Source organism: Vibrio sp. THAF190c, from assembly GCF_009363355.1.
Lineage (GTDB): Bacteria > Pseudomonadota > Gammaproteobacteria > Enterobacterales > Vibrionaceae > Vibrio > Vibrio fortis_A.
Genome location: NZ_CP045339.1, coordinates 619,740 through 642,889 on the forward strand (window position 1 = coordinate 619,740; position 23,150 = coordinate 642,889).

Below are 23,150 nucleotides of genomic sequence, written 5' to 3' on the forward strand. Positions count from 1 at the left end.
CCGTTTCACCGTACTTGTGAAGCCTTGTTACGGCTGCAGCGCACTCAACCTTAGGCTTTGCTCAACACCTGATTCGTGAACAAAGTCTTGGTCATGACTAACCAGAATATAGCCTCCTTGATACTGCGCGAGTGCTTTAGCCAGTATGATCTTCGATTCTATGTCTAGATGATTATCCGGTTCATCGAGCAGCAAGATAGGTTGATTGGGCTGATGACTCACCATAAGCATCGCCAACTTCATCTTTTCTCCACCGCTAAGAACTCGGGCAATTCGATTAACACTGTCACGGCGAAAGCCAATACCAGCGAGCAAAGTACGAGCCTCACTCACACTTAGGTTAGGACACGCTTGCATCAGGTTATCAAGCATTGAAAGAGCGAGATTAATTGCGCCGAAATGCTGGTCGAGATAGCACACCGGGGCGCTAACTTGTAACTCACCATCGACTAGAGACTGTTTTCCACGTAGTACGTTCAACAAGGTCGATTTTCCGATGCCATTTTTCCCTTCGAGATAGAGCTTACTGTTAGAGTACAACTGAAAGGTGATCGGCTCATGCTCAGAAAACGGCAACTGGCCATTAACCACAGACAACACCTTTTTGCTTCGTACATCACTCTGCCCCAAATACAGAGATTGAGATTGGCTTCGCGCGTATCTCGCCTCTAAGTGTTGGGCTTTACCTTCTAGATGCGTGCGTCGCAAGTTCTCGTTTTTTTGGCGATTCGACATATTCGCGGTCGCTTTGCCTTTCTTGGCATCCATCAAGATTTTAGGCTGGCTGCCACTTTTTCGTTGTTTAGCACCCTGAGCTGCTCTCTGTTCCGCTTTCTGACGATTGCGCTGCGCTTGTTTTTCTAGCCGCTTCTGCTGTTTGAGGTTGTGATTGAGTTGTCGCTCTAACGCCTTTTGCTCTGCTTCGTTTTGGGCTGCGTAATCGTCATAGTTACCGCCAAAAGCTCGCAAGCCTAAGGTTGATAACTCCCAGATCTCATTCATGTTTCTCAACAACTCGCGATCGTGGCTGATCAGCAAGATCCCTCCACTAAAGCGCTGCATTGCATCTATAAGCCATTGCTTTGATTCGTAATCTAAGTGGTTTGAAGGTTCGTCTAGTACTAAGAGCTCACACTCACTACCGAACGCTTGCCACAACAGCAGTTTTGCTCGTTGACCGCCACTCAGCTGTTCGCATAGAAAACCCGGTTGTGGAGGTAAACCCAAACGCAACAAATCGTCCTTCAAATGCTGCTCGAAATTCCAATTGTCACCAACCACTTCAAACCAGCGTGGATCACAATCTCCAGATTCAACTTTCTTTAATGCATCTAGGACCTTAGATACGCCTAAGAACTCGGCGATAGTTTCGTCATCATTAAAACGCTGATTGGTTTGTTGTTGATAAAAGACGAAGCTCTTAGGCTCTGACACTGTGCCTTCATAAGGCGCTGTCAGTTTCAATAGCATAGATGCCAGCAACGACTTACCCGCACCATTTGACCCGATAAGGCCAACGCGAGAGTCGGTCATAACACATGAGAGATTTTCGAATATGGCGTCGCCATTGCTAAATTGATGGCTGATATTATTTGCTTGTAAATATGGCATGTATTGCCTCCTGTAAACAGGGACATCAGCCGCAGCAACACTTTACGATTGTGAACCGATACATACAGTAACTCTAAGCAAAGCCATCGTTTAAAAACGATCGTGAGTTATATAACGGTTTGATAGATATGACGACAGTGGGCTACGCCTACTAACCCTGTAAATCCAATAAAAATGTAATAAGTGGATGACAGGTTTAGTGATTCATATTGGCGTAAACTCCTCGATAAATGATGGGTGAATTTTGACCACTTAAAAGACTAAAATCAAGGCTTTTACTTTAGAAATGACACTGGGCTTACTTTCACTAAAAACGGAATGAGCAATAAACTACCAAACCGCGAGCAAGATCTTTCAATCCTCTTAACGTGACCACTGCTAATCTTGTTACCAAGTCAGGCGAACACCACGCCGATTATCAAATACAAGTACTGGAGAGAGACCATGTCTAAAGAGCTATTTCAAAACATCAAACAAATCGGTTACGGCGCAATGGGATTGGAAGGTTACTACGGCCAGAGTGACGACACGTCTGCGGTAAACACTCTAGTACATGCGATTGAGCAAGGCATGATGATCGATACGGCCGATGCGTATGGTGCCGGTCACAATGAAGACCTCATCAAGCAAGCTATTGCGCAAACAGAAACCACACCTTTTATTGCGACCAAATTCGGCATCGTATTTGAAGAAGACCAAACAGGTAGCCAGCTAGACACAGGTTGGGGTTTCCCATTGACCATTAATGGCACCAAAGAGTACGTCGCTCGCGCAATTGATAACAGCCTAGAACGCTTGGGCGTTGAGCAAATCGACCTGCTTTATGCACACTACTTAGATCCGAATGTCCCTCTAGCAGAAACTGTCAGTGCGATGGCCGATGCAGTAAAAGCAGGCAAAGTAAAAGCGATCGGTCTTTCTAATGTCACTGCAGAGCAAGTATTAGAAGCAAATGAAATCCACCCGATTGCAGCGGTACAGTATGAGTACTCACTGTTCCGCCGCGAAGCAGAGACAGATATTCTGCCAGCCATTAATCAGATTGGTGCAGCGCTCGTGTGCTGGTCTCCATTAGGTGCAGGTTTCCTTACTGGCCAAGTTAAAGACTTGGAAGAGGGTGATTTCAGAAACAACAACCCAAAAATGCAGGGTGACAACTTCACGAGCAACCTACAGCGCTTGGAAGAGATTAAAGCCATCGCGGCAGAGTATCAGGTAACACCAGCACAACTTGCACTTGCATGGTTGGTCGCGCAGGGTGACAACATCATTCCGATTCCTGGTAGCCGTAAAACGTCAAGAGTGGACGAAAACCTAGACGCCTTGTCAGTGACTCTAAGCCAAGAGACCTTAGACAAACTAGACCAAATCGCCCCAATTGGTGCTTTTAAAGGCGCGACTCTAGTTTAAGAATTTAATCAGAGACTAATTTCTCCAAAGCACATTGGTTCTCAACGTACATTGGTTTTCAACGCATTTTGGTTCAAAAAACAAATTAGTTCTCACATAAAACAAAGCGCCCGGCTGCAAACAAGCAATCGGGCGCTTTTTAATAACATTTCAATGCTTACAGACAGCTACTATCAATAAGCGCCAGCCGAGTAATGTAATTCATAGCTGTGGCTGTAGATTTCCAAAATGTTGCCAAACGGGTCTTCCATGTAGATCATTCGATAAGGCTTTTCGCCTGGGTAATAGTAGCGCGGTTCCTTCATACGTTTTTTACCACCAGCCGCGACAATACGCTCCGCCAACCCCTCCACATCTGGGTCTTGAACACAGAAATGGAATATACCGGTTTTCCAATACTCAAAATTATCTTCAGGGTTCTCTTGGTTCTTGAACTCGAAAATCTCAACGCCAATACGATCTCCCGTAGATAAATGGGCGATTCGGAATCTTTCCCACCCAGCGCCAAAAACGTCGGTACACATTTCCCCTATGGCTGAATTATCTTCCAGAATCTCTGTGGGTTTCATTATTAGGTACCAGCCTAACACCTCGGTATAAAACTTAACGGCCGCCTCTAAATCAGGGACCGAAATACCAATATGACTGAACGAGCGTGGATAAGTGTGGTTAGTATTCGGTGGTGTGATCATCAGTTACTCTCCATATGCAACAGTTCATGAGCCTAAAATTATAGGCAAGAATAACTAGTTACGATGAAAGCAAATCGGAAGATCGGTCATCTCTTCAATAACGATCAATTGAAGCGAGGATATTGCGAGAACAACCGTGATGGTTTTTAATGAGACAAATACCCAAGTTACCAAGTGTGAAATATGAAATCTCAACTCCAATTCATTCAACATGAAACCGGCCAACTCTCCGATTGTGGTGATGTTTTAGATATCGAGTTTTCAAATCACGCCCTTAGTTGGGATGGGATTGTGCTGGAAAAGGGGCGCTCTCCTCACTTCTACCCAAATAACGTCTCAACCCCTTATTTCTATTTCGCATTGGCGCTCGACAAAGAGCTGAGCTGGAAGGTCGGCGATGGTGAAAACTTAACATCCATCAAAGCCGTCGCTGATGATATTTGGATCAACCCACCTAAGACGCCATTCACTCATGATATTTCGGAGCCTTGCCACTTTATTATTCTGGCAATAGAAGAGAAGCGTTTTCTGGAAAGTTGCCCACTTAATGTCGGAAAAATGAAGCTGCAGTTTTTGAACAACTACAACATTTCCGATCCAACCATTAAGGGCATTATCGATCTGTTTATTTTAGAAGTAATGAACAAGGGACGTAACGGGCAGGCATATGTGCAAGGGCTGTTGGCACTGCTATCAAACCACTACATCCAGAACTACTCTAACTACCAAGACTTACAGAACCTTCAACAGAGCGCATCTAAGTTCGATCAAGGGCAACTCGATAAAATCGATCACTACATCGCTGAGAATATCGGTTCGACGATCTCAGTGGATGACCTTTCAGAGTTACTGCACTGCAGTAAGTTCTATTTCCTACGCGAGTTTAAAAAATTGGTTGGTGAAACGCCTTACCAATACTTAATGCACAAACGTTTGGAACAAGCCAAAGCCAAACTCAGCGCAGACAATCCCAACATCGCCGAAATCAGCCACCAGCTTGGCTTTAATGACCAATCCCACTTCACACGTGTGTTCAAGAGCCAATATGGCATGACCCCTGGTCAGTTTGTGAAGTCAAATTCCGTTAACTAAGCGCCGTTAAAGCTAGGTAATACAGCCCCATTGGTTTCTCTATCATCTCGGCGGTTAGCTCTGTTCTATCTGGATTACAGTTAAGCGCCAGTGCGTACCCGTGAAGATAGTCGACCAGTAAATCTCGCGCTGTATTGGTCTGCGCCTCTGATAAGTTAAGAGGCTCAACAGACGCTTCAAATCGTTGGCTAAACACTTCTACTGGACCTAATGACTTCATCGTTAACAGCGTCTCTAGTAACCCTGGATGATCATTCAGAATCGTTAAATAGCTGACACTCAGTCGGTAGATATTCTCTTTCCAATCAAGCTGTTCACTTGGTTCAACAATATCCTGCATCAGCGAGACAGTTATCGCTTCAAGCAACTCATTCTTGTTTTTAAAGTAGTAATAGATAGCCATCGCATCAACGCCAAGTTGCTTCGCCAGTGCACGAATACTTGGGATCTTCCCGTCTTCTCGCATCATGACTTTTGCGACCGATAGAATGCCTTCAGCACTGAGTTGGCGATCCCCCACCTTAGGACGACCACGTTTTTGATCCTTGACACTCATGGGATCTCTCCATAAACTTTAATTCTACACTGTAGAATATTTTAATTTATCTTTAACAAGAAGCCAAGCTCTGGCCTAGATTTGGAGTAAAAGATGTCGAATATTGTATTTATTGCAACCAGCCTTGATGGGTACATCGCAGACAAAGAAGGTGGTATTGATTGGCTGCATTCAGTGCCTAATCCAGACAACAATGACTTAGGCTATAACGCTCTGATGGAACGTGTTGATGCGCTGGTTATGGGCCGCAATACAATGGACATTGTTCTGAGTTTTGGTATCGACTGGCCTTATACCAAGCCGGTATATGTGCTTAGCAATACACTAACGAAAGTGCCTGAAGAGCTGGAAGGCAAGGTATTCTTGGTTCAAGGAGAGCTCAGCAGCATCATTAGTGATCTCAATGAGAAAGGATTAAAGGATCTTTACATCGATGGCGGCGTAACGATTCAGAACTTCTTAAAAGAAGATCTTATTGATGAGATGATCATCACCACAATTCCTATCTTACTTGGCGGCGGTTCTCCGTTGTTTGGAGAGCTCGAGTCCCCTCTCAATTTTGAGCTGAAACAGAGTGAGACTTACTTGGGTCAGATTGTTCAAAGTCATTTCATTAGAAAACGCTAAGCCTCAACGTTAGAAGTTCATCTGAGCCTAACCGAGTTGTGATATTCTTGAGTGAGTTATTACAAACCCAATTTTTCAATCAGTTAGGCTCTCATGGACGATAGATCGCAACGCTACTTAGACAATTTCCTCAGCTCACTTCCAGAACAAACACGGAATAAGTATCACTCTTTCAGCTCTGACTACTTTTGCGGCGACGAATACAATGCCAATTTGTGTGCTGAGCTTATCAAGCAAGGTAAGAAAACCGCGACCTGCAGCATGGCTTACTGGTACGAGTCTGGCGAAGAGCCGATGCCTACCGTTGGCCACTTACAAGTGGTTGTCGATTGGCATGGCAATCCGGTGTGCATTATAGAAATAGATACCGTCACTCAGTGCCCATACAACGAGGTAACCGAAGAGTTTGCCAAAGCAGAAGGTGAAGGCGATTTGTCATTGGAGTGGTGGAAAGAGGCACATTGGAATTTCTTTTCCAAAGAGTGCGCTGAACTCAGTATTGAGCCGCGTGAGGATATGATGCTGGTTCTTGAACGTTTCCATGTGGTACATCAATAAATAACAACACGACACCCTGTTAAGTCAATCATTTTGTCAGTACCATTTGAGCTACATTTCTCAAACGGTACTGTTCCTTATGAAGCTCCTCGTCGACCGCACTGGTGAACAATTTCTTGAAATCATAGAAGAATCGGGAGATTCACTGCTCGTTCAGTTCATTAGCAATGAAGGCATTCGTAAGGGTAAGCCATTCAAAGATACGTTAAGCGGACTGTTTCTCACAGGGTGGAAACCGCGTACAACATCGACAGCCATTGGTTTAGAACGCTTCAAGCAAGGCAAGTTGCAAGACCCAAAAGTCAGCTTCGCACTGCATCAGCTCTATCCTCTTGGTCGTGATGTGAAACTACCAAGTGGAGAGGTTGCCACCATTGCCAGCTACGCCAACACACACGTCGATGGCTACTATATGTTCGTTAGGCTAGAGGGTGAGTTGAAACGCTTAAAGATGACTCCAGATTGGGAGTTACAACCATCAGAAGTTAGGTTGGCACTGCCTTATTACCCTGCGCCAAGAAGCAGAGAAGAGCTGCAGAATATCGATGATTTCGACGCATGGGCCGGTGGGTTTTAACCCAAATCACAGCTTAAGTCAGTCTCTCGCCTAAAAACACGTTTCCAAAAAAGCCGCGTTGATACGCGGCTTTTTCGTTATTGTTTCTTGAGGTCATCAAGAACCATGGAGTTGTGCTGTTCGTGGATCGTATTAACGCGAACTCGCTTTTCAGGCTCTAGACGCTCATATTCAGTAAGATAAATATCGCTATGGATGTGCTCAGCAATCATCTTAACAATCAGTCGGTTATTTGAATACAAACCCAGAGTTTCTTCACGGTGTGAGAACATCAGCGCTAGCTTCATATCAGCGACACACATAAAGCGGTGAGAAGGGTATTCTGTCTCTTCGTTCTCTGAGCGAGAGTACAGCTCAATCTTTTCGTGCGGCTTGGCCATTTTGTTAAACGAAAAGCCGATTACTCGAACACCACGCTCAATTGCATCGCACAACTCTTTTTCAAATAGGTTCAGATTGAAATCGGTATTGAGGTAAATTTCCAAATTCGCTTGATTGATGATCTCTTTCGCTTTCTGCAGAAGGTTTTCGAATCCAGTCAGGTTGTAGACGAACTCCTTCTCTTCCTGAAGCATCATCTTTGACAGTTCAGTCTTAAGAATATTGATATTTTCGACGGTCTTCTTTTCGATTTGGCTAAAGATCAATTCCGGTGATTTGGCTTCGTACTCTTTGGTGTCACCATCGGACATAAAGATATAACCATTGTTATATAGGTTATCAATCGATGAGTAGACTGATGAGCGAGATAGAGAGATCTCCTTGGCAATCTTATACCCACTCGCACGACCATTCTTAAGCAAATTAATGTAAACAAGTGCATCGGTTTTGGTGAATCCAAAATCCATTAATTTGATCACTAACTCTGACACGGGTTGTCCTCTGAAACTATTCAATACTTTCTTCCTGCTAAGGTTACCATTCCTGCAACTATGAGCGTAAATGATTGTTGTTATTTTTTATTGCCATAAGAGCCGCGCCGTAGGCAAATACGAAGCTATCCTGCGAGTTTTGAGAAATGACAGGTAGCGAATCTGATGAGTGATACCGCGATAAAGCAACCCTCAACTCTTTATTGAGTGAAGGGTATGTGGTTGCAAATCCAGAAAGAACGAGCTGCTTGGGAGCCAGTTCTTCGATTGGCAATAATAGGCTGCGTGCCAACTGATCGATGAAGGCTCGATATACCCGAGTGGAATGGATATCGCCCTCCTCCACACCAGAAAAGATATCCACCAAGGATCTGTCTTGCAGCACCACTTGGTGATATTGACGTTCAATACCGTCTATTGATAAGAACTGCTCGATACAGGCTTCTCTTCCACAGCGGCATACTGGTGTTAAACCATCAATTAACCATTGAAAGTCGGGAAGGGGTGAATGCGCCCAATGACGACACAATGATTGGGCTGACCACTTGCCGTTTTTGTAGAAACTTAGGCTACAGCCAATGTCGAGCGACAAGCTCAGAACCGAGCTATTATCAACATCGAGAATATTACAGTCTGAAGCCAAGCCGGCTTGTGAAGTGCTCACTACAGAGCAATCAAAACCGAAGTGGTTACTTAGGTCGATGGCGAGCTGTGCCGCGTTAACCTGCGACAATCGACTGTTTCTACCATTAGAGAAGGTTTGTAGGTGCTCACATACACTAATGACGACTGTCGTTACCTTGCCAAATCGCCAGACGTTACTTGAAACTAGCTGCTTCAAGCGTTCCGATAGTTTGGGTAAATCATCTGGACAGTTTTGGACATTACGATACACCTCTCGCCCTGAAGAGGTGTTCGTAACAGAATGGATAGATTGGGGATCGATAGAGATCCCCATAACAACAGAGTCACTCATACTAGCTACGCTTTTTCAATCACGAAGCCAAACGCATCCAGCGCGTGAACTTGTCCATCTAACTCAATGAACTTTGACTGGTCACTATTATTAAGAATGAACAAGTAGTCAGAGCGTCGGTATGCGATACAGCTTTCATCCTCAAGCGGAATCCATTCTAGGTTGGGTTGATTAAACTCTGGATTGTTCTTTCTCATCGCGATGAGTTGCTGAATAAAGCCTTTAAAGTCCAAATCATGGTTCGCTTCATCCCACTCCATACACTTACGGTTGTTCTCGCTACCCATGCTACGGCCACCATCCATACCAATCTCACCACCGTAGTAAATACATGGCGCACCCACTTGAGTGAACATGAACAAGTAGGCCAATTTGGCGCGACGCTTATCGCCCTGACACAGAGATAAGATACGCGTCGTGTCATGGCTATCGAGCAAGTTAAACATCGCTTCGTTGACGTTTCTTGGGTAAGCCAGATACGACGTATTGACCGCGTTAACAAAGCCCTCTTTGTCCATCGCAGACAGAGCAAAGTAGTCCGTGATCGCTTGTGTTAGTGGGTAGTTCATTAATGAATCGTACTGATCACCTCGTAACCATGGCATCCCTTCATGCCAGATCTCACCCAGAATATAACAATCCGGATTGATGCCTTTGATGACAGTGCGAAAATCGCGCCAAAAGGCATGATCAACTTCGTTTGCCACATCTAAGCGCCAACCATCGATCTTGAATTCCTCAACCCAATAACGAGCAACATCAAGTAGGTAAGCGCGACACTCTTCGTTTTCGGTGTTGAGTTTCGGCATCTCTGCCACGTTCCCGAATGTTTCGTAGTTTAGATTCCAAAAATCCCACTGATCTTTGGGTGTTTCTGGGTAGACAGGAAATTGATTCACCCAGAACCAATCGGCGTATCTAGATTTTTCGCCTTTCTCGACAACATCTAACCAAAGTGGTGATTGAGCGCCGATATGATTGAATACCGCATCCAACATCACCTTCATACCACGCTGATGCGCCGCTTCAACTAATGCTTTGAACGCTTCGTTGCCACCAAAGTGAGGATCCACGTTGTAGTAATCAACGGTGTCATATTTATGGTTGGCATTAGCGGTAAAGATTGGACACAAGTACAAGCCATTCACGCCTAAGTCTTGCAAATAGTCGAGCTTGTCGATCACGCCCCATAGGTCGCCGCCCATAAAGTTATCCGATTTAGGATCGGTGCCCCATGGCTGGACATTGGCTGGCGAAATCTCTGGTCTGCCGTTGGCAAAGCGCTCTGGGAAAATCTGATACCAAATGGTATCTCTCACCCAGTTCGGTGTGTTCAAAACATCACGTGGATTGATGTATGGAAAACAGAAGAAGTTACTTAAATTACTTAGCTCAACTTCCGCCTTCTTAGGATCAGATAAGTCCGCACAACGCTTCTCACCAAACAAGATTTTCTCACCACTCTTGCCATAAAGAATGAATCCATATCGGCTACGACGCTTAGGCGGCTTAAAGGCAGCAAACCAGTGGTCATGATGCTCAGTTTCACCTTCGTGAACCATCGGGACTTCGTTACCCCCAACCCAACCATGAGCATCGCTGCCACCAAGGTTACCGCCATCTAAACCGCCCTCAGCCCAGTGGTAAGGGTCACCTATCCATAGAGCGACACGCTCGATTTCGCCTTTCGCGCTACGCAATCTCAGATGCAAAGTCTCATTATCGTAGGCGTAACTGTCCGCACTCTTTGCCGAGTGTGTAAGCGCACTTTTTGTAATCATTGTGTATTCCTAGCTTTTTATTCTTTTACTGCACCGCTGACGAGGCCGGTTGTAATATGTTTTTGTGTTGCAACAAACAACAAGGTGATTGGCACGGCTACCAATAGAGAACCTGCTGCAAAGAGGGTGAAGTTTTCTGCCGAGTTAGAGGAGATCCAACTAAAGATTCCGATAGCCAGAGTCATCTTCTCTTCACTTCTTAGGATCAGAGTTGGCAATATGAAGTCCATCCAAGGGCCTGTGAACGACACCAAGCCAACAAACACCAAGATAGGTTTGGCGAGCGGAAGGATTATCTCCAAGAAGATGGTCATATGCCCTGCTCCATCAATCTTTGCCGCCTCATCAAGCGATGTTGGAATCGCATCGAAGTAGCCCTTAACAAGCCAGATCATGAAAGGTAGAGAGCCTGTAACATAGACAAACAATAGCCCAGCGTAGGTATCAATCAGCCCCATTTTGGAAAGCAGAATGTAGATCGCCGTCATCGATAGGAAAGCTGGAAACATCTGCAGTACCAAGATACTCATCATGATGTTTCGCTTACCGTTGAAACGATAACGAGAGAAGATAAACGCCGATAGAGTCACCACAACCAACGAGATAATCATGTTGGCCGTTGCCAAGAAGAAGGTATTTTTGTACCACTCAAAGTAGGGAGTATCGTTGAACAGCGCTCGGTAATGGTCCAAGGTAAATTCAATACCCGTAAAAGAGGAGCTGAAAAGGTTGTTACCTACCTTGAACGATGCCAGCACAGTCCAAATAACTGGCCCCAAAACCAAAAGCGCATTTGCCGTTAAGAACAGATAAACAACTGCTGTCCCAACCTTGCCAATAAACTTATCCATGTTACATACCTACATCATCTTTAAATGAGTTCATGCGACGGAATTGCCAAATCGCAATCACCGACAAGAACAAGAAGATCACAATCGAGATAACCGACGCGATTTGATACTGCTGGAAGTCGAGAGTCAGTTTGTAAATCCAAGTAATCAAGATATCGGTGTGTCCTGCAAAGCGATATTCAGGGTTGATTGGTCCACCCTCGGTCAGTAGGAAAATCGCTCCGAAGTTATTGAAGTTATGAGCGAACGTCATCACCAAAGATGGCGCAACTTGGTGAAGTACCATAGGTAAGGTGATCTCCCAGAACTGCTGGAATTTGCTCGCACCGTCCACTTCACTCGCTTCGTATAGATCTTCAGGGATATTGGTCAACGCGCCTGCAATCAGGAGCATGAAGTAAGGAGCACCGACCCAAACGCTCACCGCAATTACGGTAATCTTGGCAATAAAGGGATCCGACAAGAAAGCGACCGAATCAAAACCCCAGCTGTTCAGTGCTGCATTCACCGGGCCAATGCCATTAAGTAACAAACGGAACATCAATAGAGTGACAAAAGCCGGAATTGCGTAAGGAAGAATGAAGACAAAGCGCCATGCCTTTTTCGCTTTAATCTTCTTATTCTGCAGTGCCAACGCAAGCAAGAAGCCAAAACCACAGGTACAGACCGTTGCGAAGAATGCCCACATTACCGTCCACGATGCGACGCCGAAGAATGTGCTCGACCAGATCTTCAGTTCAAACAGAGCAAAGAAGTTCTTAAATCCAACCCAGTCCACCAAGTTCTTTGGTGGGATATGGTGTGGAGCTGAGTAGTTAGTAAACGACACCATTACCGTAATAATGATCGGCATGATGATAAACGCGATGCTCGCAATGAACGCAGGCGACAACATAATGAATGCAAACTTGCGATCGTAGATGTCTTTCAGTTGTTCACTCAGAGACAGTTTTGACGTCTGAGTAAGCTTCGCATCACGTACATTTGATACGTACAAACAGATAAACAAGAATGAGTAGAGCAGCGCAATCACACCCTCAACCAACATGAAGATCGAGTTATCACCTTGTGTGATGGTAAAGCCTTTACGCACTTGAGCGACATCACCCAAGGTCACAAGGCCTTTAAGCGATTCCATGATTTCAGGGAAGATCAGCAGTGTAACCAATTGGATGGCGAGAAAAATCCCGCCTTTCAACCAGTGCCCCTTTAAAATCTGTGTGCTCCCCATAATCAGGAGAGCAGCAGGCAACCTAGGGGCTGCCTTAGTCTCAGATAACAACATAGATCCTCTTCTACTCTTGTAGTTCAATCTGTTCAGTAATAATTGAACGAGCGCGGTCAAGAACGGCTTTTGGTGACTTATCATTTACCCATAAGTCGGTAATCGCGCTGGCCATTGGTGACCAGATAAAGCCCATTTCTGGCAGTGAAGGCATCGCGTCAGAGTAGAAACCTTGAGTGATGATGGCGTAAGTCGCTTCATCCGCATTAACAATAATCTCTTCCATCACAGCTTGAACAGGTGGAATCGACTGAGTCATTTGGTAGCGCTTCTTAAGCATGGCTTCTGTCGATAGGTAATCAGCAAACAGTTGCGCCGCTCTAGGGTATTCGGTGTAAGAAGAGACCACTGCGAGTCGAACGGTTGAGAAGGTACGTGGCTGCTGACCTTCCAGCTTTGGCATTGGTACTACACCAAAATTCACGCCCGAATCTTTATAACCTTGAATCGCCCAAGGGCCATCGATGATCGCACCCACTTTCCCTTCACCAAAGAGGCCTCGACGAACTTGCGGGTTACGCATATCAATTGGGTTTGAACTATTGGCTACGCGTAGGCTCTTCATTGCCTCGAGCCCTTTTTGCGCTTCTTCTGAATCAATACCGATATCTTTAGCGTCGGTGCCGTTGTTACCAAACTCGTAAGCGCCGTATAAGGTCACAAACATACGAGACTCATAGTAGTTTTGGATATCCCAAAGCAACGCATACTTGTGTTCTTGCTTGTTATTAAATGATTTCGAAAATTCAATAATCTCCTCAAAACTCTCTGGAGCTTTCGGAAGCAAATCTTTGTTGTAGAAGAGAGCAGTGGTGGCAAAGCTGACCGGAAAACCATAGCTCACACCTTCAGATTTGGAAGCGCTGATGGCATTTTGCATAAAGGTACTATCGATTCGCTCTGCAGAAACAAGGTTCTCCATCGCACCACCAGCAACCACCAAACGCCCTAGTAAGTCGTGCTCAATTTCTGCCACGTCAGCCACTCGAGCTGACCCGCCATCCTGAATTAGGCGAGAAGCGGAATCGATAGGTGCAAGTCCACGAAACGAAAAGTCGACATCGTAGCCGAACTCTTTATTGAAAGAGTCTGCTGCGTACTCCATGTATTCAACGGTTGTTTTATCCGTCCAAATGAGCAGATCAGCACCTTTCTCTGGTGTTATCTCTTCAGCGCTAGCCAACCCAGACATCAATAGCGAGGCCAATAGCGTTGTTCTAAATAGCTTTTCTTTCATACTCACACCGCACAAGTTAAATTTAGTAGTCCATAAGATACTACTAGGTTATATCTCACCTTAAACAAGTCAATACGATTTGTTCAAAATAGAAACACCTTTGTGACTTGGATCACCATAAATACGTTATCAACAACCATATGCATGATTATATGCAATATCAGTCTGTATCAGGCTTTACAGCAAGAAATAAGCTCATCCTGACAGCTATATCGATGAAAACAATACTATTCGTGATGATGATCAATAAAATCCACGCGTGAAAGTGAGCGGGATCACATAACTAATTTCTATGGGAAGAAAATTAAAAATAAATAAAGAACAATAATTAGGCGTTCAACGTGAACTACTAAATTCATGGCCAGAATTATCGAAATAAATCCAATGCCGGAATAATAAGGAAATACTGTGAAACGAACATTATTGTCTGTAGTGATAGCCAACACCTTGCTTGTCAGTACCACTGCTTTTGCTAGCGATCGAGGCTTTGCTCCTGAAGACACCTTTTTTGATGACGCTTTGAACTTTGGTGGGCATGTTGGGTCGTCAGTTGAATACGAATACAAAACGACGACTGACTGGGCTAAATGGGGCGCAGCTGAAATAACCGAGCAGACGCGTACGCATGAAGTGGTAAGCCTGTTCTACCGAAACTCTAAATGGAACTTCTCGACCCTTTACGCTTTCAAGCTAGAAGATCGTAAGAAAGAGCAATCTGGATACAGCGAAACGGAAGATGGGTACATTCACCTACTGTCTCTCGACAAAGGCTTCAACTTTGGTTCAGGCTGGGGAGTAGGTACGGTTTATGACATCGAATACTCGCGCAGTCAGATCTACAGCACATCTGGTACAAGTGGTTTACGACATACTACCGTTGAACACAGCTTTAGGCCTTACCTCACCTACTGGAGCAATGACTTCGGTGCTGGTTTCTATTCGAACCTCGAGTATCTATTGAATGATGAAGATAAGAGTGAGTGGGGCGAATTCAAAGAGGAAGGCTATAGCCTACTGTTCAAACCATACAAGCGCTTAGGTAACTGGGAGCTGGGTGTTGAGTTCTTCTACCAAATCAAAGAGAACGAAAAAAACGGTAAGAAAGTCAGTGACTTCACTGAGAAGTATGTGGAACCGATTGTGCAATACAGTTTTGATGATGCTGGCACCATGTATGTTCGAGCTCGTATCGGTGAAAATGAAACCAACGGTATCGGCAGCAACGACGACTACTTCAAAGACATTCGCAAAGCGACTATTGGCTACGAACAAGCCGTGGGTGAAGACTGGTTAATGAAAGCTGAGTACGAATGGGCGAAAGATACTGAGACGTCAAACTCTGCACAATTAGCTGGTGACGAAAAAGTAGTTGAACAGAACACACTATTCTTACAAGCTCTATATCGCTTCTAACTAATTGATAGGTCGAATAATATGCTCAAAGTTTCAGAAATAGCTCAGGTCGTTGGTGGAGAAATCGTTGGTGATGACACGATAGAAATATCACTAATTCGTCCGGTTTCAAGCGATGAAAAAGGTGGGCTTGCGATTGTATTCGCCAAATCAGATCTAAAAGGCATTTCTGAAACTTTAGCGGACGTCATTATTGGACCACGAGCGATTCTGCAATCTTCGGCAAAGACCAAAATCATTATTGATGAGCTCGATGCCGATAAACTCAACCAACTGATGCGCTTTTACAAAGTACATAAGTACCAACTGTTTGATCAAGGCAACACCTCTGATATCCCAGATGTATACATTGGTAAGCACTGTCAAATCGGAGAGAACTGCCACTTTATGCCCGGTGTAAAGATCATGAACGGCGTCACTATTGGCGACAACGTGGCGATTCATGCCAATACCGTGATCAAAGAGGGCACCATCATTGGCAACAATGTCACGATTGATTCAAACAACTCAATTGGCAACTACAGCTTTGAATACATGACAGGTAAGCAGACTCGATACCAGCGCGTAGAGAGTATTGGCCGCGTCATTATTGAAGACGACGTTGAGATTGGATGCAACAACACAATCGACCGAGGCACGCTAGGCAATACTGTGATTGGTCGAGGCACTAAGATCGATAACCTAGTTCAGATTGGCCATGATTGTAAGATTGGCCAACACTGCCTACTTGTATCGCAAACAGGCTTCGCTGGGCACACCACCCTAGAAGACAATGTGATTGTTCATGGGCAAGCTGGCACCGCAGGCCATCTAACCATCGGCAAGAACTCAGTGATCAAAGCGAAATCGGGCGTGAGCCACTCTTTCCCAGCCAATAGCGATATCTTCGGATACCCAGCAAAGGATGCTCGTAGCTATTACAAAAACCTAGCAACACTCAATAAGCTGACCAACAAGAAGTTAGACCGAGATAAAACGGAAACTCCAACCGAGTCGAAAGGGTTTATCGCACGTTTGTTCAGCTTGTAACGCTAATGGGAATAGAGATGACGGACAGAGCAATGAATATGGTTGATGCCTACATAAGGTCGAACACCAAAGAGTTGTATATCGAGCTTGAGCCCGGTGCCTCCCTGAACATACCGGTGCAACAACAAGCTTGTTTGTCCTCATACATCAATGAAAGAGTCTATTTTGGTATTCGCCCTGACTTTGTCTATTTAGCTGACGATAACGAAGAGCTTAATACCATCAATGGTCAACTCATTGACTATAAAAAGACCAATAATAGCTTTGAAATTTTATTAAAGATTGGTCAAAAAGAAATACTGTTCAGAACTAAAAAATTAATTAGCCAAAGTGATATCGGGAAATCTTTTCGTATTAATTTCGATACCTATTTTGGTCATATTTTCGATTATGAAACCAATCGAAATTTAACAATATAACGCGAATAAGATTAAGGAATTTGACGATGAAACGTACTTTGCTGCTTACTGCCCTACTCTCATCAGCATTGATGGGGTGTGCTAGCACATCTGACAGCACAGAAGGTGCGCAAGCTATTGCAACTGGCCCTTTTGCTGACTGTAACCTACCAAGTGTTGAAGAGCGTGGTCCAATTAAGCCATCACTCTATGTTGTTGGTACCTTCCCAGATGGCCAGTGGATGCACATGGAAAACCGTCAAATGTCTCATAAAGGCAACGGTATCTACCAAGTTGTGAGCGAAGAGAAAGCAGGCAACGTCAGCCTACAGTTCGCCACTATGAGCTGGAACCCGCAATTTACCGCAGCGGGCAAAGAGATGGTTGCAGGTTACGAGAAAGAGCTAAAACGAGGCGGCTTTGCGAAGAACACCACCGTCACCATTCCTGAAGACGGCAAATACCTGTGGAGTATCGAAGTTGGCCAGGACAAAAAGCCCGTTCGAGCACTACTAAAAGCTTGTAAATAAGCACAAATAGATGGGAGCGAATACCTAATGTTCGCTCTCTCATTCTGTTTATTGAGCAAGTCGCTGTCAGCCGAAAACGTCTTTCTGAATCAACAGTTTTTAATTAATAACATCAGGTGACTCGTCAAATTAACTCACTTGATTATGTAATCCTATGCGGAGTATCAAATGGCAACAGTTAGCCTACGCAAAGTAGAAAAAGAGTACGACAATGGCTTCAAAGCTGTGCATGGCATTGACCTAGACATTCATGAAGGTGAGTTCATGGTATTTGTCGGTCCGTCGGGCTGCGCAAAGTCAACCACACTGCGAATGATCGCCGGTCTTGAAAGCATCTCTGGCGGTGATATTCGCATCGGCAGCAAAGTCGTCAATGATCTCCCACCGAAAGACCGTGGCATCGCGATGGTGTTCCAAAACTACGCCCTTTATCCGCACAAAACCGTGTTCGACAACATGGCTTTTGGCCTAAAAATGCAGAAGCGCCCAAAGGACGAAATTAAAAAACGCGTTGAAGAAGCGGCTGAAAAGCTTGAGATCACGGACTTGCTTTACCGTAAGCCAAAAGAGATGTCGGGTGGCCAACGTCAACGTGTTGCGGTAGGTCGTGCCATCGTGCGTAAGCCTGATGTGTTCCTTTTCGATGAACCACTCTCTAACTTGGACGCTAAGCTACGTGTTTCGATGCGCGTTAAGATTGCCCAGTTGCACCAATCTTTGAAAGAGGAAGGCAACCCAGCAACCATGATCTACGTGACGCACGATCAAACCGAGGCGTTGACGTTGGGAGACCGCATCTGCGTGCTTAATCAAGGCAATATCATGCAAGTAGATACGCCTGCCAATCTATACAACTACCCTGAAAACAAATTCGTTGCTGGCTTTATTGGCTCTCCGGCAATGAACCTTATCAATACTAAGCTCTGCCAGCTAGGCGATGATGTTTACGTTGAGCTCGCTCCGGGGGCACGCATTATCATTCCAAAAGATAAGCAGCAGAAGCTTCTTAATCACATTGATAAACCGGTATGCCTAGGCATTCGCCCTGAACACATTAACCTTGCTAACGATGACGAAGCGATTAACGTGCACGACGGTGAGCTAACGGTTGTAGAAAACTTGGGTAATGAGAAATACCTGTACTTCAGAATCGGCGAAAATGAAGTGGTTACTCGAGTAAATAACCAAACTATATCCACATCAGATATCGGTAAAAATATTCGTTTTAACTTTGATTCCGCGTTCTGTCATATTTTCGATGCAGAAACAGAAAAGAACCTAACGCTTTAAATATCTAATCGCTGAACGAAAGCTGCCTCTTATTTGATGTGTTGGGGTGGCTTATATTTTTCGAAAAAATTTAAAACCTAATAATTAAGTCTAATTCAGAGAATATCTGGATCGGCTTTGTGCACCCCAAATTTATCTAACAAGTGAAACAGGACGATAAAATGAAGAACAAAATAGTACTTCTTTCAGTATTGCTCGCTTCTCTACCTGCCGCTGCAGATTGGAACCAAGCGTACTTCCGCGGCACAGCCAATGATTGGCAAAGCGAATCCATGGTGAAGGTCAAACCTAACCATTGGCAAATTGTTAAGAAATTCAATACTGGCGACGGCAATAACCCGCCAAGCTTTAAAGTCGACCGCTTTGGTGATTGGTCAGAGAATTACCCGATTAATAACTATGTTGTCGATCCAAACAAAACCTATGAGATCAACTTTTACGACGACACCAACACAGTTATTGTTCATGAAAAACTGCCGTTCGATATGCGTGATGAAACCATGTATTTCGTGTTTCTTGACCGCTTCCATGACGGCGACTCGAGCAACAATACCTCGACAGGCGCCAACATGTATTCAGCAGACAAGTCGGATTTCAAAAAGTACTTTGGCGGCGACTTGAAAGGCTTAACAGCAAAGCTCGATTACCTACACGACATGGGAATCACTGCTATTTGGATCACACCACCAGCTGACAACATTAACGTGCCTGACAGCCGCGGTGGTGCGGGTTATCACGGCTACTGGGGACGCGACTTCTTTAAAGTAGACGAGCACTTAGGCACGGTTGATGACTTTAAAGCGCTGAAGAAGAAGATGGACAGCTACGGCATGAAGCTGGTACTGGACTACGCACCTAACCACTCCAACCCAGATGATGAAGGCGAATACGGGGCTCTGTATAAAAATGGCGTTCGTCTTGCCGACTACAACAACGACAGCAGTGGCTATTACCACCGCAACGGTGCAATTGCGGCTAACGGCCAAGATTGGGAGTGGGACGATGCGTGGGCCGTTCGCAACAAGACCCTATTCAACTTAACAGACTTCGATCAAAGAAAAGGGGGGCCAGCACGTCAGTACCTGATTGACGGTGCTAAATTCTGGGTCGACCTAGGCGTAGATGCTATCCGTATTGATGCGGTGAAACATATGGACAAAGAGTTCATCCAAGACTTTACCGGTCAAATCAACGCATACGCAAAACAGAGCCAAGGAAAAGACTTCTACTTCTTTGGTGAGTGGATGGATTCTGGTGCTGACGCAACAGGCTCGAACTTCGCATCTATCGATTTCGCAAACACGTCAGGCTCTGCGCTGCTTGATTTCGGGTTAAGAAACACCATCGAGAACGCTCTGCTTGGCCATCATGGCACTGGTATGTACGCCATTAACAACTACATGAAGCTGAGAGATCAGAAGTTCACAAGTAGTGATTGGCAAGTGATCTTCTTGGATAACCATGACGCACCACGCCTTTCAACTGTGCTACGTTCTGACGCTACTAACTTTGGTCCAGGCAAAGACAAATGGGGCGGTCGACAAAGCATCCCATTCGCACAAGATCGTGTAGAACTAGGTTTAGCTCTTATCATGACTTCTCGTGGTATTCCATGTATCTACTACGGTACAGAGCACTACGCAGCGAACTTTACGACCAACGGCTTTGGTCAGCAAGGTAACGACCCATACAACCGTGAAATGATGCCGAGCTTCGACAAGACAACGCCGGCATACCAGATGATCAAAAAGCTCAGCAAACTACGTAAAGAGAGCTTCGCGATCCAACAAGGTTCTTACATTGAACGTTGGATAAGCAACGATGTGCTTGTTTATGAGCGTAACGCGGGAGACGACGTTGTCGTGGTAGCGATGAACCTAGGCAACTCGACCTCAGTAAATGCCATTAATCTTGGTTTGGCAAACGGCACGTACGACAACGTGCTAGGTGGTGACCAAGTTGTGGTAGCTAACGGCAGCGCGACGTTCAACCTTGACCAAAATGAAGTGATTGTTCTACACACCAAGAACTGACCTTTGATTATGATATCCCAGAGAAAATAAAACCACTCAAATCCCGCACCTATGTGCGGGATTTTTTATAGGGTCAACCTTGGTTGTATAAAGTCAATAAAAGCAGAGATGCGTTTAGAGACAGAGGAAGACTTGTAATACACCGCATTGATTGTTTCACGCCCTGTGTTGGTCAGCTTCTCCTGCTCTAATACAGGGATGAGTCGCCCTGCTGCAATGTCTTGATGAACCATAAAGCCAGATAAACAAGCGATACCATTGCCTGCCAGAGCGAGCTGGCGCACCGTTTCTCCGTTACTAGCTGTGATGGTGGGTTCAACATAATTTTGGTTTGGGAGTGGCCAGTGATTAAGCACCTTGGCGCCAGTAAAGCCGACAGTATGATGACTAGAAAGCTCTTCGAACTTTTGAGGGATTCCGCGCTTAGCAAGATACTCAGGGGAAGCCACCATGTAGAGCAAACTCTTACCCAATGGACGAGCATGGAGCGTCGAATCGGTTAATTGACCAATTCGTATTGCCACATCGGTTCGCTTCTCGATCAAGTCAACAAACCCCTCGTTTGAGGTCAGTTCTAGTTCGATGTCTGGATAAGCACTATTGAATTCACTGACTAGAGGAACAAGCTGATGAAACACAAACGGGCTGGCTGCGTCTACCCTTAGTCGACCTTTGGGAAGTTCACCACGCGAGACAATCTCCTCTTCTGCCTCATGAATGATTCTTAAACCGGCTCGAATCGAATCTACAAACTGCCTGCCCTCTTCGGTTAGCTCTACGCGTCGCGTCGTACGATTGAACAGGGAAACACCCAGCTGACTCTCTATCTTACTAATACTACGGGAGACTCTCGCTACTTGAATATCCAGCGCCTGCGCAGCTGCTGAAAACCCGCCGCTATCGACCACGGTGAGCATAATCTCTAAATCATCCGAACGTGTTATCACCCGATCCCCCTAAGTAATAGACAGTGCAACTATTGCATTTATAACAAAAGTAATTTGTTAATCACACTGTTTTTAGCAAAAGCGATTTCTCACATAATCCCTGCCAACGAAACGAGTCACAACCGACTCTCACTTTTATGTGTTACCCATTTTAAGAGAAACAATTATGCCTTTAGCTTTACTTGCATTGACGCTCAGCGCCTTTGCCATAGGAACCACAGAGTTTGTTATCGTTGGCTTAATACCAACTATGGCAACCGATCTCAACGTATCCCTGCCCTCTGCAGGCCTGTTAGTTAGCCTCTACGCACTAGGTGTTGCCGTTGGTGCGCCAGTATTGACTGCACTTACCGGTAAGTGGAATCGAAAACTGGTACTGCTCACCATCATGTCGCTGTTTGTGGTGGGTAACTTGCTGGCTTGGCAAGCACCTGGCTACAACACTCTTATTGCCGCGCGTATATTAACGGGCTTGGCTCATGGTGTATTCTTCTCTATTGGCTCAACCATCGCAACGGGATTGGTGCCCAAAGAGAAAGCGGCAAGTGCGATCGCGATTATGTTTACCGGTCTAACGGTAGCACTCGTGACTGGCGTACCACTGGGCACTTATATTGGTCAAACATTTGGCTGGCAAGCAACCTTCTTGATCGTGGCTTTACTGGGCTTAATTGCTCTGATCGGCAGTGCGTTATTGGTGCCTAACAACCTAAAACAACCACCAGCAACGAAGCTTTCTGCTCAATTGAAAGTGCTGACTCAACCAAGATTGCTACTGGTTTATGCAATTACAGCACTGGGATACGGCGGCACATTTACAGCGTTTACGTTCCTTGCTCCGATCCTAGAAAATGTGTCTGGTTTCGACTCAAGCGCAATCAGCCTAATCATGTTGGTCTACGGTGTTTCAGTCGCGGTAGGTAACATCTGGGGCGGTAAGATGGCTGACAAAATGGGACCAATCAAAGCGCTGACGGTTATCTTTTCTGGTTTAGCTGCGGTACTGGTTGTATTTAACTTCACGGCAGTTAACCCTTACGCATCAGTTGCTACTATTTTGATTTGGGGTGCTTTTGCCTTCGGTAATGTTCCAGGCTTGCAAGTCTACGTGGTTAAGCTGGCAGAGAAATACACGCCAGATGCAGTAGACGTAGCATCAGGCTTGAACATCGCAGCCTTCAATGTAGGCATCGCACTTGGCTCTTGGGGCGGCGGTATCATTGTTGCAGAGTCTGGCTTAATGAACACACCTTGGATTGGCGCTGTGATTGTCTTAGTTGCACTAGCACTGACTCGATTCAGTGGCCTATTAGACAAGAAGCAGACTCAACAAGTCGCTACACCTAGCATCTAGCTAGAATAGAAAAAACAAAGCCCGAATCTAG

At 45.2% G+C, this 23,150-nt stretch carries 22 protein-coding genes; 12 read left to right on the plus strand and 10 right to left on the minus strand.

Features of this window, described 5'->3' with window-relative positions; translation table 11 throughout:
* Nucleotides 1-27: 27 nt before the first annotated feature.
* Nucleotides 28-1,611: an ATP-binding cassette domain-containing protein gene (locus FIV04_RS17765; protein WP_152469950.1), complete on the minus strand. Its 1,584-nt coding sequence runs from the start codon at nucleotides 1,609-1,611 to the stop codon at nucleotides 28-30.
* Nucleotides 1,612-2,055: 444 nt separating this feature from the next.
* Between FIV04_RS17765 and FIV04_RS17770 the strand changes: the two genes are divergently transcribed.
* Nucleotides 2,056-3,021 (plus strand): aldo/keto reductase, encoded by a 966-nt coding sequence (locus FIV04_RS17770; RefSeq protein ID WP_152469951.1) that lies wholly within the window; start codon nucleotides 2,056-2,058, stop codon nucleotides 3,019-3,021.
* A gap of 173 nt (nucleotides 3,022-3,194) precedes the next feature.
* On the opposite strand, the gene FIV04_RS17775 is transcribed toward FIV04_RS17770, so the two are convergent.
* The gene (locus FIV04_RS17775; protein ID WP_150869877.1) at nucleotides 3,195-3,713 is read right to left on the minus strand and encodes a lactoylglutathione lyase family protein; all 519 of its coding nucleotides are present in this window, start codon (nucleotides 3,711-3,713) and stop codon (nucleotides 3,195-3,197) included.
* A 183-nt stretch (nucleotides 3,714-3,896) separates the two neighbouring features.
* Here FIV04_RS17775 and FIV04_RS17780 point away from each other — a divergent pair, with 183 nt between their 5' ends.
* Complete coding sequence (locus FIV04_RS17780; RefSeq protein WP_152469952.1) at nucleotides 3,897-4,805, plus strand: AraC family transcriptional regulator; 909 nt, start codon at nucleotides 3,897-3,899, stop codon at nucleotides 4,803-4,805.
* Here FIV04_RS17780 and FIV04_RS17785 read toward each other — a convergent pair.
* Nucleotides 4,798-5,361 carry a TetR/AcrR family transcriptional regulator gene (locus FIV04_RS17785; protein WP_152469953.1) on the minus strand — a complete coding sequence of 188 codons (564 nt, stop codon included), beginning with the start codon at nucleotides 5,359-5,361 and terminating at the stop codon, nucleotides 4,798-4,800. The genes FIV04_RS17780 and FIV04_RS17785 overlap by 8 nt on opposite strands.
* Nucleotides 5,362-5,454: 93 nt before the next feature.
* Between FIV04_RS17785 and FIV04_RS17790 the strand changes: the two genes are divergently transcribed.
* The 3 genes from FIV04_RS17790 (at nucleotide 5,455) to FIV04_RS17800 (ending at nucleotide 7,123) form a co-directional block, all read left to right on the plus strand.
* Nucleotides 5,455-5,988 carry a dihydrofolate reductase family protein gene (locus FIV04_RS17790; protein ID WP_152469954.1) on the plus strand — a complete coding sequence of 178 codons (534 nt, stop codon included), beginning with the start codon at nucleotides 5,455-5,457 and terminating at the stop codon, nucleotides 5,986-5,988.
* A 93-nt stretch (nucleotides 5,989-6,081) separates the two neighbouring features.
* Nucleotides 6,082-6,546 carry an ASCH domain-containing protein gene (locus FIV04_RS17795; protein ID WP_152469955.1) on the plus strand — a complete coding sequence of 155 codons (465 nt, stop codon included), beginning with the start codon at nucleotides 6,082-6,084 and terminating at the stop codon, nucleotides 6,544-6,546.
* Nucleotides 6,547-6,625: 79 nt separating this feature from the next.
* The gene (locus tag FIV04_RS17800) at nucleotides 6,626-7,123 is read left to right on the plus strand and encodes a hypothetical protein (RefSeq protein ID WP_152469956.1); all 498 of its coding nucleotides are present in this window, start codon (nucleotides 6,626-6,628) and stop codon (nucleotides 7,121-7,123) included.
* Between the two features lie 77 nt (nucleotides 7,124-7,200).
* Here FIV04_RS17800 and FIV04_RS17805 read toward each other — a convergent pair whose 3' ends face one another.
* Genes FIV04_RS17805 through FIV04_RS17830 form a run of 6 tightly spaced genes read right to left on the minus strand, consistent with a single transcriptional unit; the run spans nucleotide 7,201 to nucleotide 14,125 of the window.
* The gene (locus tag FIV04_RS17805) at nucleotides 7,201-7,995 is read right to left on the minus strand and encodes a TrmB family transcriptional regulator (protein WP_150897395.1); all 795 of its coding nucleotides are present in this window, start codon (nucleotides 7,993-7,995) and stop codon (nucleotides 7,201-7,203) included.
* Between the two features lie 58 nt (nucleotides 7,996-8,053).
* A complete protein-coding gene (locus FIV04_RS17810; RefSeq protein WP_152469957.1) occupies nucleotides 8,054-8,971 on the minus strand; it encodes an ROK family protein in 918 nt (305 codons plus the stop codon).
* A 5-nt stretch (nucleotides 8,972-8,976) separates the two neighbouring features.
* Entirely contained in the window at nucleotides 8,977-10,752 is a 1,776-nt protein-coding gene (locus tag FIV04_RS17815; protein ID WP_152469958.1) for a glycoside hydrolase family 13 protein, read from the minus strand.
* A 17-nt stretch (nucleotides 10,753-10,769) separates the two neighbouring features.
* Nucleotides 10,770-11,603, minus strand: a complete 834-nt coding sequence (locus FIV04_RS17820) for a sugar ABC transporter permease (RefSeq protein ID WP_032550624.1) — start codon at nucleotides 11,601-11,603, stop codon at nucleotides 10,770-10,772.
* A gap of 1 nt (nucleotide 11,604) precedes the next feature.
* A complete protein-coding gene (locus FIV04_RS17825; protein ID WP_152469959.1) occupies nucleotides 11,605-12,888 on the minus strand; it encodes a carbohydrate ABC transporter permease in 1,284 nt (427 codons plus the stop codon).
* A gap of 10 nt (nucleotides 12,889-12,898) precedes the next feature.
* The gene (locus tag FIV04_RS17830) at nucleotides 12,899-14,125 is read right to left on the minus strand and encodes a maltose ABC transporter substrate-binding protein (protein ID WP_032550627.1); all 1,227 of its coding nucleotides are present in this window, start codon (nucleotides 14,123-14,125) and stop codon (nucleotides 12,899-12,901) included.
* A 408-nt stretch (nucleotides 14,126-14,533) separates the two neighbouring features.
* On the opposite strand from FIV04_RS17830, the gene FIV04_RS17835 reads away from it, so the two are divergent.
* The 6 genes from FIV04_RS17835 to FIV04_RS17860 all read left to right on the plus strand — a co-directional run bounded on the left by FIV04_RS17835 (nucleotide 14,534) and on the right by FIV04_RS17860 (nucleotide 20,818).
* Entirely contained in the window at nucleotides 14,534-15,538 is a 1,005-nt protein-coding gene (locus FIV04_RS17835; RefSeq protein ID WP_152469960.1) for a porin, read from the plus strand.
* Between the two features lie 21 nt (nucleotides 15,539-15,559).
* Nucleotides 15,560-16,567 carry a UDP-3-O-(3-hydroxymyristoyl)glucosamine N-acyltransferase gene (lpxD, locus tag FIV04_RS17840; RefSeq protein WP_152469961.1) on the plus strand — a complete coding sequence of 336 codons (1,008 nt, stop codon included), beginning with the start codon at nucleotides 15,560-15,562 and terminating at the stop codon, nucleotides 16,565-16,567.
* 17 nt (nucleotides 16,568-16,584) lie between these two features.
* A complete protein-coding gene (locus FIV04_RS17845) occupies nucleotides 16,585-16,986 on the plus strand; it encodes a hypothetical protein (RefSeq protein ID WP_152469962.1) in 402 nt (133 codons plus the stop codon).
* Nucleotides 16,987-17,012: 26 nt separating this feature from the next.
* Nucleotides 17,013-17,495, plus strand: coding sequence for a glycosidase (locus FIV04_RS17850; RefSeq protein WP_152469963.1), 483 nt, complete (start codon nucleotides 17,013-17,015; stop codon nucleotides 17,493-17,495).
* Between the two features lie 168 nt (nucleotides 17,496-17,663).
* Nucleotides 17,664-18,785, plus strand: coding sequence for an ABC transporter ATP-binding protein (locus FIV04_RS17855; RefSeq protein ID WP_152469964.1), 1,122 nt, complete (start codon nucleotides 17,664-17,666; stop codon nucleotides 18,783-18,785).
* 161 nt (nucleotides 18,786-18,946) lie between these two features.
* Nucleotides 18,947-20,818, plus strand: a complete 1,872-nt coding sequence (locus FIV04_RS17860; RefSeq protein ID WP_152469965.1) for an alpha-amylase family glycosyl hydrolase — start codon at nucleotides 18,947-18,949, stop codon at nucleotides 20,816-20,818.
* 65 nt (nucleotides 20,819-20,883) lie between these two features.
* On the opposite strand, the gene FIV04_RS17865 is transcribed toward FIV04_RS17860, so the two are convergent.
* Nucleotides 20,884-21,765, minus strand: a complete 882-nt coding sequence (locus FIV04_RS17865) for a LysR family transcriptional regulator (protein WP_150869865.1) — start codon at nucleotides 21,763-21,765, stop codon at nucleotides 20,884-20,886.
* Between the two features lie 166 nt (nucleotides 21,766-21,931).
* On the opposite strand from FIV04_RS17865, the gene FIV04_RS17870 reads away from it, so the two are divergent.
* Nucleotides 21,932-23,119: an MFS transporter gene (locus tag FIV04_RS17870; RefSeq protein WP_152469966.1), complete on the plus strand. Its 1,188-nt coding sequence runs from the start codon at nucleotides 21,932-21,934 to the stop codon at nucleotides 23,117-23,119.
* Nucleotides 23,120-23,150: the final 31 nt, after the last annotated feature.